General features: G+C 44.2%; 9 protein-coding genes. 6 read left to right on the top strand and 3 right to left on the bottom strand.

Annotated features, from left to right (window positions below; translation table 11 throughout):
* The first annotated feature begins 75 nt into the window (after positions 1-75).
* The 6 genes from rimP (at position 76) to DUL71_RS20670 (ending at position 9,507) form a co-directional block, all read left to right on the top strand.
* The gene (gene rimP / locus DUL71_RS20645) at positions 76-540 is read left to right on the top strand and encodes a ribosome assembly cofactor RimP (RefSeq protein ID WP_114939872.1); all 465 of its coding nucleotides are present in this window, start codon (positions 76-78) and stop codon (positions 538-540) included.
* A gap of 2 nt (positions 541-542) precedes the next feature.
* Positions 543-1,778, top strand: coding sequence for a transcription termination factor NusA (nusA, locus tag DUL71_RS20650; protein WP_091209687.1), 1,236 nt, complete (start codon positions 543-545; stop codon positions 1,776-1,778).
* A gap of 66 nt (positions 1,779-1,844) precedes the next feature.
* Positions 1,845-4,991, top strand: a complete 3,147-nt coding sequence (infB, locus tag DUL71_RS20655; RefSeq protein ID WP_114939873.1) for a translation initiation factor IF-2 — start codon at positions 1,845-1,847, stop codon at positions 4,989-4,991.
* Positions 4,992-5,766: 775 nt separating this feature from the next.
* Positions 5,767-7,326, top strand: a complete 1,560-nt coding sequence (locus DUL71_RS20660) for a M28 family metallopeptidase (RefSeq protein WP_114939874.1) — start codon at positions 5,767-5,769, stop codon at positions 7,324-7,326.
* A 227-nt stretch (positions 7,327-7,553) separates the two neighbouring features.
* A complete protein-coding gene (locus tag DUL71_RS20665) occupies positions 7,554-8,123 on the top strand; it encodes an RNA polymerase sigma factor (protein WP_112570750.1) in 570 nt (189 codons plus the stop codon).
* A gap of 16 nt (positions 8,124-8,139) precedes the next feature.
* The gene (locus DUL71_RS20670) at positions 8,140-9,507 is read left to right on the top strand and encodes a carboxypeptidase-like regulatory domain-containing protein (protein WP_154402447.1); all 1,368 of its coding nucleotides are present in this window, start codon (positions 8,140-8,142) and stop codon (positions 9,505-9,507) included.
* A gap of 77 nt (positions 9,508-9,584) precedes the next feature.
* Here DUL71_RS20670 and DUL71_RS20675 read toward each other — a convergent pair whose 3' ends face one another.
* The 3 genes from DUL71_RS20675 to DUL71_RS20685 are packed head-to-tail and all read right to left on the bottom strand — an operon-like array spanning position 9,585 to position 12,042.
* On the bottom strand, positions 9,585-10,322 hold the full coding sequence (locus DUL71_RS20675) for a DUF4197 domain-containing protein (RefSeq protein ID WP_114940209.1): 738 nt from the start codon (positions 10,320-10,322) through the stop codon (positions 9,585-9,587).
* A 37-nt stretch (positions 10,323-10,359) separates the two neighbouring features.
* Positions 10,360-11,370 carry an inorganic phosphate transporter gene (locus DUL71_RS20680; RefSeq protein ID WP_114939876.1) on the bottom strand — a complete coding sequence of 337 codons (1,011 nt, stop codon included), beginning with the start codon at positions 11,368-11,370 and terminating at the stop codon, positions 10,360-10,362.
* Between the two features lie 21 nt (positions 11,371-11,391).
* A complete protein-coding gene (locus DUL71_RS20685; RefSeq protein WP_091209670.1) occupies positions 11,392-12,042 on the bottom strand; it encodes a DUF47 domain-containing protein in 651 nt (216 codons plus the stop codon).
* Positions 12,043-12,073: the final 31 nt, after the last annotated feature.

Genomic DNA, 12,073 nt, shown 5'->3' on the forward strand with positions numbered 1-12,073 from the left:
AATAAAAGAGGGGGCAATTAGTCCCCTCTTTTATTTTATCAATCAAAATTATTCTGTCAAAAACACCGGTGGGTAATGAATATTGAAAAAAGGGTAAAAGAACTGGTAGAAGAAAAGATAGCAGATAAGCCAAACCTGTTTATAGTGGATATTAAAATGCACTCGAACGGTAAGCTGATCATTCTGCTTGATGGCGATAACGGTATCGGCATTGATGAATGTGTACAGGTAAGCAGGCACGTAGGTTTCCATCTGGAAGAGGAAAACGTGATTGAAACGGCTTATAACCTGGAGGTATCATCGCCGGGTATTGATTTTCCGCTGTCATCGCCAAGGCAATACGCCAAAAATGTTGGCCGTAACCTGGGCATTAAAATGAAAGATGGTGCAAAACGTGAAGGTGTATTAACCGGCCTTACCGAAGATGCTATCACCATTGAAGAAAAAGTAAAAGAAAAAGGGAAAAAAGCGCAGGTTATTGAAAGCGTTATCCCGATGGAGCAAATAACAGAAACAAAGGTTTTAATATCATTTAAGTAAAAATGAGCAATATTAATTTAATTGATTCTTTTCAGGAATTTAAAGATTTCAAGAACATTGACCGCCCTACCATGATGAGCGTACTGGAAGACGTTTTCAGAAGCATGATCAGGAAAAAGTACGGTACGGACGAAAATTGCGACGTAATTGTTAACACCGATAACGGTGACTTGGAGATCTGGCGTACACGTAAAGTTATGGAAGATGGCTTTAGCGAAGACGACGACCTGGAGATTGAACTTGCCGAAGCACACCTGTATGACGCCGACCTTGAAGTTGGTGATGATTATATTGAACAGATCACTTTAGAGAGCTTTGGCCGCCGTGCTATTTTAGCCGCACGCCAAACGCTGGTATCAAAGATTCTGGAATTAGAGAAAGACGAGATCTTCAAAAAATATAAAGACCGCGTAGGTGAAATAGTTACCGGCGAGGTTTACCAGGTTTGGAAAAAAGAAACTTTGGTACTTGATGACGAAGGTAACGAGTTGTTGCTGCCTAAAACAGAGCAGATCCCGGCCGACTACTTTAAGAAAGGTGACAGTGTTAAAGCTGTTGTATCTAAGGTAGATATGCTGAACAGTAACCCTAAAATCATCATTTCACGTACAGCGCCTGAGTTTTTACAGCGTTTGTTTGAGCTTGAGGTTCCTGAAATTTTTGATGGCTTAATTACTATCAAGAAAATTGTACGCGAGCCGGGCGAACGTGCTAAAGTAGCCGTAGAATCATATGATGACCGTATTGATCCGGTCGGTGCCTGCGTAGGTATGAAAGGTTCACGTATTCACGGTATTGTGCGTGAGTTAAAGAATGAAAATATCGACGTTATCAACTTTACCAATAACGTTCAGTTATATATCCAGCGTGCATTGTCACCTGCCAAAATCACTTCTATTAAATTAGATGATGAGAAAAAGACAGCTGCTGTGTACTTAAAGCCCGACCAGGTATCATTAGCTATTGGCAGGGGCGGACACAACATTAAGTTGGCAGGAAAATTGACCGGCTACGAAATTGATGTTTACCGTGAGGCCGATGAGCATGACGAAGATGTGGACATTGAAGAATTTTCAGACGAAATTGATAGCTGGATCCTTGATGAATTTAAACGCATTGGTTTGGATACAGCAAAATCAGTACTGGCCTTAACCGTTGGTGAATTAGTAAAACGCACCGATTTAGAGGAAGAAACTGTAAAAGAAGTGCTATCAATTTTGAATGCGGAGTTTGAATAAGCGTAATAAGCAAAATTAAAATCGTATTTTTGCACCCAAATAAGCAGAGAAAGTAAGTAATATTAAATGTCAGAAGACAAATCCATAAAATTAATTAAAGCAGTAAAAGAACTGAACATTGGCATGGGTACCCTTGTCGATTTTTTAGCTACCAAAGGATACAAGGTTGACAAACATCCTATGGCCAAGCTGGATAACGACATGTACAATGCCCTGTTGAAGGAATTTGCTGTTGACAAGAGTATTAAGGAGGAAGCTAAGCAGATCAGTATCGGAAAGATAAGGAAAGAAGAGCCTGCTGCACAGTTTCCTGAAAAGCCGGTTGAGAACCGCCGTTCGCGCGATTTTGAGAACGAAGAGATACTGATCAAGAATACAGGGCACTTTGCACAGCCGCAGGTTGAGAAACCAAAACCGGCCGAGCCTGCTCCGGCAGCGCAAGCTCCTGCACGTTCTGATGAGCGCAATGACGTATTACCGGGTGTTAAGGTAGTTGGAAAAATTGACCTTAGCAACCTGAATGCTAAGCCACAGCCACAGGCAGAGAAGCCTGTTGAAAAGCCAGTGGAAGTTGTTAAACAACCAGAGCCTGTTGCTCAGGCACCTGCGCCAACACCGGCCCCGGCACCAGCCGAGCCCAAAGTTGAAGCGCCAAAGCCAGTTGCACCGGTTGCGCCCGAACCTCCAAAGGTTGAGGCTCCAAAACCACCGGTAGCTCCTGTTGCGCCGCCTGTTGTTGAAACACCTAAAGCGGAAGAGCCTAAAGCGCCTGCTGCACCTGTTGTTGAAAAAGCACCGGTTGTAACACCTCCGGCTGCTGCTGAAACACCGGCCGCACCGGCACATGACGAAAGCCAGGAGCCGGATGTAATTCGTGCCAAGGCCGAGCGTTTAACAGGTCCAAACATTATTGGTAAGATCCAGTTGCCGGTTAACGCGCCAAAACGCAATCCGGTAGCTTCGTCAAATGCAAATAATAATAATTCGGCCGATCATAAACGCAAACGTAAGCGTAAAGATAACCAGGGCAATCCGCAGCAAGGCGGTGGCAACCATCAACATGGCCAGCAGCAAGGCGGCGGGGGAAATCACCCTCAAGGCCAGGGCCAGCAGCCAAGCGGTGGTGGTACCATTAACCCTAATCGTCCGGATTTCAGGAACCGTACACACGGTGCTCCGGGCAATAGCGGGCCAAACCAGGGTGGCGGTGGTCATCACGGTGGCGGCGGTAACCGTCCGGATTTCAGGAACAACAGGAATAACCCTCCTCAACATTCTACTCCGAAGGAAGAACCTTCAGAAAAGGATATACAAGACCAGATTAAGGCTACACTTGCACGCTTAAGCGGTGCGGGTAAGTCGGGTAAATTTGCACAGCGTGCTAAATTCCGTCGTCAAAAACGTGATGACGTTGCTGCAAGTGCCGAAGAACTGGCAATGGAACAGGAACTTCAATCAAAAGTATTGAAGGTTACCGAGTTCGTAACCGCAAACGAGCTGGCAAGCATGATGGATGTATCTGTAACCCAGATTATATCTACCTGTATGAGCCTGGGTATGTTCGTTTCGATCAACCAAAGGCTTGATGCCGAAACACTTTCAATTGTGGCCGACGAGTTTGGCTACCAGGTTGAATTTGTTAAGCCTCAGGATGAGGAAGCCAACCTTGACCAGCCAGATGATCCGGCCGATTTAGTGACACGTGCACCAATCGTAACCATCATGGGCCACGTTGACCACGGTAAAACCTCATTACTGGATTTTATCCGCAAAACCAACGTAATAGGTGGTGAAGCGGGTGGTATAACCCAGCACATTGGTGCCTACGAGGTAACATTGCCTGATAATAAAGGTAAGATCACCTTCCTGGATACACCGGGTCACGAAGCGTTTACCGCGATGCGTGCAAGGGGTGCACAGGTTACAGATATTGTAATTATAGTGATAGCTGCCGATGACAGCGTGATGCCGCAAACCCGCGAGGCTATAAACCACGCGCAGGCTGCAGGTGCGCCAATCATCTTCGCTTTCAACAAAATTGATAAGCCGGGTGCCAATGCCGATAAGGTAAGGGAACAATTATCGGCCATGAACATTTTGGTTGAAGAGTGGGGCGGTAAATACCAGTCGCAGGAAATTTCGGCCAAAACCGGCTTAAATGTTGACCTGTTATTGGAGAAGGTATTGCTTGAAGCCGAATTGCTTGAGCTTAAAGCTAACCCTAACAAACGTGCCGTAGGTACTGTTATTGAGGCTGCTTTAGATAAAGGTCGTGGTATTGTTACTACTATCCTTGTACAGGCCGGTCGCTTAAAAGTGGGCGATCCGATATTGGCAGGTTGCTACAGCGGTCGTGTAAAAGCGTTAACCAACGAGCGTGGTCAGCGTGTTGACTCCGCAGGACCTTCAACACCGGTACAGGTATTGGGTATGCAGGGTGCACCAACAGCGGGCGATAAATTCAACGCGCTTGAAAGCGAAGTTGAAGCACGTGAAATTGCAAACAAACGTTTACAGTTACAACGTGAGCAGGGCTTACGCACACAAAAACACATTACGCTTGATGAAATCGGCCGTCGTTTGGCAGTGGGTAACTTCAAGGAGCTTAACATCATTGTTAAAGGTGACGTGGATGGTTCTATCGAGGCCTTGTCAGATTCATTACTGAAACTGTCAACCGAGCAGATCCAGGTAAATATTATCTCAAAAGCGGTAGGTCAGATCTCCGAATCAGACGTATTGCTGGCATCTGCATCTGATGCTATCATCATCGGTTTCCAGGTACGCCCTTCAGGTGGTGCCCGTAAACTGGCCGAGGCCGAGCAGATTGATATCAGGCTGTACTCTATCATCTACGACGCGATCAACGAGATCAAAGCGGCGATGGAAGGTATGCTTGCACCAACCTTTGAAGAGAAGATTGTGGCTAACGTTGAGATCCGCGAAACCTTCAAGATCAGCAAGGTGGGTACTATTGCAGGTTGTATGGTATTGGATGGTAAAATTAACCGTAACAGCAAGATCCGTATCATCCGTGATGGTGTGGTGATCTACACCGGCGAACTGGCTTCACTGAAACGCTTTAAAGACGACGTGAAAGAAGTAAACGCAGGTTACGAGTGCGGTTTGAACATCAACAACTTTAACAACATTGAAGTAGGCGATATCGTTGAAGCATACGAAAACGTAGAAGTTAAACGCAAGCTGTCATAACAATAGGCAGCTTTAAAATATGAAAGGGCTTATCTGAAAAGATGAGCCCTTTTTTGTTGGTAGAAGAATTCTGGAAGCTGGTTGAAGTTACGGAAACTGGTCGAAGTTTAGCGATAGCGTAACTTCGTCCTAAAATGGGTTAAGCTTTCAGCTTAACTTGTTCTAATTTGGGTATATTTTAAAAGGTCTTTGGTATCGCACGCAAGCAGAATGCTTGCTTTATTTCAGGTCGAAGTTACGCTATCGCTAAACTTCGACCAGTGATGTAGCTAATGCATATCGAAGGCGCATAGCTACGAGATTATTTCGTCATTCCTCCTCAATGACATAACAGCGGAACTGGTCGAAGTTATGCTATTGTTAAACATCGATCAGTGATTGAACACTGATAATATTTTGTCAGTGTTCAATTTTCAAAAACAGGGTGTTCAATTTTTTAAGCTGAAATTTTGTAAATCATTGGCTATCAATGCTTGCTTGTTCAGTGTGGTTTGTTTTAGATTTTTTATAAATATAATCGCCTTATTATCAATAGTTTATATTTAAGAAAAAACACAGGGTGTTCACACTTTCAAAGTTGAACACCAACCAGGGAATGAGCATTGGCCTGGGTGTACAATTGCAATAACAACATCCGGCATTATCACATGTCATGTAACTCCGGCCAGAAACCTTCGTAATTCAATCCCATGTAACAAATTTGTTAATGCAATATGTTCCCGATTTTAATTTATAATAAATAGGTTTGTTACTAACTGATCTTATTATTCATTATATGAAATTAAAACTACTCTTTTCGTGTTTAATTACGGCGGGTATTGCAGTACCCGCATTTGCACAGGAACCTGTTGACGCGGCAATGGTTCAAAAAATCAGGGAAGAAGGCCTTAACCATTCCAAAGTAATGGAAACGGCTTTTTACCTTACCGATGTTTCCGGCCCGAGGCTTGCTAATTCGCCCGGCTTAAAGCGTGCTCAAAACTGGGCGGTTAATCAGCTTAAAACCTGGGGCATGGCTAATGCTAAATTAGAAGCCTGGGGTAAATTTGGCAAAGGCTGGGAAGTTCAAAAAAACTATGCGGCTATTACTGTTCCTTATTATCACGCCATCATCGCCATACCTAAAGCATGGACACCGGGTACCAACGGTGTAATTAAAGGCGAAGTAATGCTGCTCAAAGCAGATTCGGCAGCCGAGCTTGAACAATACAAAGGTAAGCTCGCCGGCAAAATCGTAATATTTGATACCAAAGCCCCTACAGAACGCAGCTGGAAATCTGATGCAGCCCGCTATACCGATGAGGAGCTTGCTGAAATGGCTAAAGCAGGCCCTGCCGCTCCGCGCAGAAATGCTGCTGATCCTAACGCGGCTCAAATGGCGACTTTCCGTAAGCTACGTGCTTTCCGGGCGCAATTAAGCCAGTTTTTGGTTGATGAAAAAGCCGGACTGGTATTAAGTCAGGCCCGTGGCACCGATGGTACAGTGTTTACGACTAATGGCGCTTCATATGCCGATACGGCCAAAGCGGTAGCTCCCGAACTTGAAACCAGCAGCGAAGATTACCAACGCATTTTACGTCTGATCAAAGGCGGTCAGCCGGTACAATTTGAAGCCGATATCAAAACGCAGTTTATTACCGATGATCTGCAAGGTTATGATGTTGTAGCGGAAATCCCTGGTACAGATAAAAAGCTGAAAGATCAGGTAGTAATGATTGGTGGTCACCTTGATTCATGGCATGCTGCAACCGGCGCTACAGATAACGCTGCGGGCAGCGCGGTAATGCTGGAGGCCATGCGTATTTTGAAAGCTATTAACTTTAAGCCAAAGCGCACCATTCGTATTGCTTTGTGGAGTTCGGAAGAGCAGGGTTTATTTGGTTCACGCGGTTACGTGGCCAACCACTTCGGCGATCCTAAAACTATGGAATTGAAGCCCGAGCAAGCTAAACTTTCGGCTTATTATAATCTGGATAACGGTACCGGTAAAATCCGCGGGGTGTATTTGCAAGGCGATTCTGCTGCTGCACCTATCTTTAAAGCATGGCTTGAGCCATTTAAAGATCTTGGCGCTACCACACTTACTATCAGCAACACAGGCGGTACCGACCACCTTTCATTTGACGCGGTGGGCATTCCGGGCTTCCAGTTTATCCAGGATGCTATTGACTACGGTACACGTACCCACCACAGCAACCAGGATACTTACGACCGACTTGTTGAAGACGACCTGAAGCAGGCCGCCACAATTGTAGCATCGTTTGTTTATCATACATCACAACGCACCGAAATGATTCCGCGTAAGGCGTTACCAAAACCGCAACCGGCAAGGTAATAACTATCGATCGTATATAAAAAAAGCGACACCTCAACCGTGTCGCTTTTTTATTTTAAGTGGTTTTCTGAATGCTTTTATTCCTGATTGTTGTGCCTTTGTTTTGTCCTGTTTTGAAAAAAATTGTGTGAAAAACAACTTGTTACTTGTTTATTTTCCTTAAATAGAGCGTTATACAGGCCGTTAATTTCCATAAACCGTTTTAAACAATTAATTTTGTATGTTTAATGAACCTATTTATAAAACCCAAAAAACCAGGGCAATCAACAGACGAGGAACTACTTAGTGATTATCGCGCAAGCGGTAACCTAACTGTTTTGGGCAACTTATACGAAAGATATATGTCCCTTATTTATGGCGTTTGCCTTAAATATCTGAAAGATGAAGAACTGGCTAAGGATGCTGTAATGGGCATTTTTGAGGAACTGGTTGATAAGGTTAAAAAGCATGAAATTAACCAGTTCAGAAATTGGGTTTATGTACTTGGGCGCAATTATTGTTTGATGCAATTGCGGAGCGGCAAAAAGATGGAGCTGGTTAATTTAGAAGAGGTTATGGAATTTACCCCTTTGCTGCATCCTGAAGATAATAACAGGGAAGAGGCTTTGAAAGCTTTGGAAAATTGTATTGCAGGCTTAGCCGGCGGACAAAAGCAAAGCATCGATCTGTTTTATTTAAAAGAGAAGTGTTATAAGGAAATTGCCGAAATAACGGGATATACTTTAAATGAGGTGAAGAGCTATATCCAGAACGGTAAAAGGAATTTGAAAATTTGCCTCGAGCGGAACAGTGCATAGTACCAAGGCAAACATATTGCAAATACAGAAGTATCTCAACGGAGAGCTTGATGCACGTGCTATGCATAAGTTGGAAATGGAGGCACTAAACGACCCTTTTTTGATGGATGCATTGGAAGGATATGAAAACATGGGGACAAGTCAACAGTTAAATCTTGCTGATCTTACAACGAGGTTGCAGCAACGCACAGAAGAAAGAAAAGGCCGTGTAATACCATGGACTGTTTGGCCCATAGCGGCTTCGGTTTTAATTGCTTTAAGTTTGGGTGGCCTTTATCTCAACAGGTCGTCTAAGCCGGAACTGCAAAGTAGTAACATTTCAGAAAATAAAAACTCAACCCCGCCTCTGGTAGCGGCCACTGATACCATAAAGACAGCCGATACGGTTAGAAAGACTAATGCAAACCCGGTTGGAACGGTGCAGGCTCCTTTAATTGCGGTAACTAAAAAGCCGAGAAAAGGAAAGCTTTCAGCTAATGCGCTTTATCAGCAAGACATTTCGGCTGCCGATAATAAAACGGCTTCAAATAATGTTGTTCCGCCTGCAGGCAGCAATTCGTTGGCAGAACCGGTTGCACCTGCTAAAGACAAAGATGTATTAAAGGAGGCGCCTGCGGCCGGATTAAGTGAAAGAATTGTATTCGGATACACAGCCCCGCTTACGCAAAAAGACTCGTCAAAATCTGATGCTATATCGTTAAGGGCTAATACAACTGTTGCTAAATCAAAAGGCCCACTGCAGTTTAAACTTCCCGGAAAAGTTGACGGTGTTACGTCATCACCGGCTCCCGGCTATAATAATAAAGCCGCCGCTGAATCTTTGTACATTGCAGGTACCATTATTTCAAGAGATGACGGCTCTCCGTTAATTGGCGCGGCCATCAGGATCAAAGGTACCAACCGGAGTACGGTAACTGATGTAAACGGAAAATTTGCACTCAGCTCGCCGGATAACAAAGCCACGCTTGATGTTGTTTATATTGGTTACGAACCAAGGCAGGTTAGTGCCACTCGCGGCGACAGCGTTAAAGTAGCGCTTAAGCCAGATTCGAGGGCTTTAGCTGAGGTTGTTGTGTCTAATCCCAAAACCGACGATAGCGAGGTTAGCGTCACGGCAGCACATCCGCAAATGGGCTGGGGCAGCCTGAAAAAATACCTGCAAACAAACGCCGTGTTGCCAGATGGAACTACAGGTACTGTGACAGTAACATTTACGGTATTCCCGAGCGGTATAATCGACGAGTTTAGTGTTAAAAAGGGCCTGAATGAAACGGCAGACCAAAAGGCCATAGAGCTCATTAAAAGTGGCCCGTCATGGGTTGGCAGCACTAATAATAAACCGGAAGTTGTTACGGTGAAAGTGAAGTTCCAAAAGCAGAAATAAGAAACCGAAAATATCAATAAAAAAGGGCTGTGTTGAATGAAATCGACACAGCCCTTTTTTATATTTCTTGTTTGATGTTATTGTCCTGTAGTTTTTTTCTTATCGGCAAAAGCGAACACTTTTTGCAATAACGGCGTTGTGCGCGCTCCAAGATTTTGGCGGATATTAAGCTCTTCTTTGGCTATCTCGACAAATAAGCCGTCAATAGCTTTTTGGGTAACATAGTCGGTAATATCCGGGTTCATTTTTTTAACAAATGGAACTTTATTGTAGGCCTGAGCCGCGTCTGAATAATATTTGGTAGCATTTACTTTGTTTAAACTACCTTGAATAACCGGTTTAAACTGTAGGCTTAGCTTTTCGGTGGTGGTACGTTTAAAATACTGTGTTGCCGCATCCTGGTTGCCTAATAAAATGTTGGTAACATCCTGCAAGGTCATTTGCTTAATGGCATCAACAAAAATAGGTTTTGCCTGCTTTGCAGCATCCTCGGCGGCACGGTTAAGTGAAAGGATCACATTATCGCAAAGGCTGTTTAAGCCAAGACCGCGTAAGGTTTTTTCCGCTTTCTGAGCTTCAGGTGGGAAAAGGATCTTGATGGCAGCGTTACCAAAGAAACCATTAACTGCCGATAGTTGGTCGGAGCTTTTGCCGGTGCCTATTTCAAGTGCCTGTTTTAGGCCGTTGCCTATCTCCAGCGAAGAAGGAGTACCTTGATTTTGAACAGTAGCATTGGCCACCTGGTTCAAAGTATCGCAGCTTGTTAATGTAATAAAAGCTATTAAAGCGGGAATGATGATCAGTCTTGTTTTCATAGTAAGAGTAAAGCTAATAAAATTGCCGCCGGTTTGCTTATGCAAAGAAATGTAACAATGCGAATACACCGGCTGCTATTAATGCCGAAATAGGTATCGTAATGATCCAGGCCCAAACCAGGTTAATAGTAACGCCCCAGCGTACTGCCGATACACGTTTGGTTAAGCCCACACCGATAATTGAACCTGTGATAGTATGCGTTGTTGAAACCGGGATACCAAAGCGCTCGGTAATAAACAAGGTAATTGCACCCGCAGTTTCGGCACTCACACCCTCAAGCGGGGTAACCTTGGTTATTTTTGAGCCCATGGTTTTAACAATTTTCCAGCCGCCAGACATGGTACCAGCAGCAATGGCGGAGTAGCAAGCCAATGGGATCCACTCAGGCATTGCGGTACCTGGTTGTATAACTTTTGAAGCAATAAGGCTTACATATAAAATGCCCATTACTTTTTGGGCATCGTTACCACCATGAGCAAAGCTCAATGCCGCAGATGATACCAACTGCATGCGTTTAAACCAACGCTCGGCTGTAGCCGGTCTTGCGGATTTGCACAGGTGCAATATTAGTATAGTTACAATATAAGCTATAATTAAGCCTATGAATGGAGCAAGTACGATGTAAGCAATAATCTTAAGAACATATTGCATTTCAACGGCCTGAAGGGCGTTAGAACCCATATAAAGCGCGTTGGTCATACCTGCACCGGCAAAACCGCCGATAAGCGTGTGTGACGAGCTTGACGGAATCCCGAACCACCAGGTAAACAGGTTCCAGGTGATGGCGGCTACAAGGCCGGCCAGGATCACGTGAAGGGTAACGTAGTGCTCCAATACAATTTTAGATACGGTATTGGCTACTTTATGGTCTTTGATAAAAAAATAAGCTGCAAAGTTAAATACCGCGGCCATTAACACTGCCTGAAATGGCGTTAATACTTTGGTTGATACGATGGTAGCTATGGAGTTTGCGGCATCATGGAAGCCATTGGTGTAATCAAACAACAGGGCGAGTACAACAATAACTACAAGTAGGGAAGTAACCATTTAGCTGGGGATAAGATTTACTTAAGCGTTTTTAACTAAGATTGACTCCATAACGTTAGCTGCATCTTCGCACATATCTGTTGCAGTTTCAAGTGCAGCCAATATTTCTTTGTATTTGATAAGGCGGATAGCATCTTTTTCATACAGGAACAGATCTGCCACGGCGCGGTCAAAAACATAATCGGCCTGGTTTTCAACACTGTTTATCCTGATGCATGAATCGGCTATGTTACGCACATTCCTAAGGTCTTTCAGTTCTTTTACTGCTTTTTCCAGATCGATACTGGCCTGAAGGATAAGGTCAGACAGTTTGCGGATGTGCTCGTTTAAATCATCTATTCTGTAAAGGCTCATGCGGTTGGCAGCACCTTGTATATAGTCGGCAACATCGTCAATCGCTGTAGCCAGGGCGTGAATATCTTCACGATCAAACGGGGTGATGAAGTTTTTGCCGAGTTCCAGGTAAATCTGGTGGGTATATTCGTCGCCTTTGTTTTCCAGTTTATCAATTTGTTTGTATAGGTCCTCGCGGGTTTGAGCGTTATTGGAGTTAACTGCCTCAACCAGTATTGTTGCCATGGCTACAACGTTGGCTGCGGCTTGTTCAAACAGCGGGAAGAATATTTTTTTATCCTTTGGTACAAAATACTGGAATATACTGTTAAGCGACATAATGATTAAAATTGCTGTAAAGGTACGGTTA

Source organism: Mucilaginibacter endophyticus (assembly GCF_003351025.1).
Taxonomy (GTDB): Bacteria; Bacteroidota; Bacteroidia; order Sphingobacteriales; family Sphingobacteriaceae; genus Mucilaginibacter; species Mucilaginibacter endophyticus.

Coding starts and splice junctions, on each gene's coding strand:
- rimP (WP_114939872.1), top strand. CDS start 76: ATGAATATTGAAAAAAGGGTAAAAGAACTGGTAGAAGAAAAGATAGCA.
- nusA (WP_091209687.1), top strand. CDS start 543: ATGAGCAATATTAATTTAATTGATTCTTTTCAGGAATTTAAAGATTTC.
- infB (WP_114939873.1), top strand. CDS start 1,845: ATGTCAGAAGACAAATCCATAAAATTAATTAAAGCAGTAAAAGAACTG.
- DUL71_RS20660 (WP_114939874.1), top strand. CDS start 5,767: ATGAAATTAAAACTACTCTTTTCGTGTTTAATTACGGCGGGTATTGCA.
- DUL71_RS20665 (WP_112570750.1), top strand. CDS start 7,554: ATGAACCTATTTATAAAACCCAAAAAACCAGGGCAATCAACAGACGAG.
- DUL71_RS20675 (WP_114940209.1), bottom strand. CDS start 10,322: ATGAAAACAAGACTGATCATCATTCCCGCTTTAATAGCTTTTATTACA.
- DUL71_RS20680 (WP_114939876.1), bottom strand. CDS start 11,370: ATGGTTACTTCCCTACTTGTAGTTATTGTTGTACTCGCCCTGTTGTTT.
- DUL71_RS20685 (WP_091209670.1), bottom strand. CDS start 12,042: ATGTCGCTTAACAGTATATTCCAGTATTTTGTACCAAAGGATAAAAAA.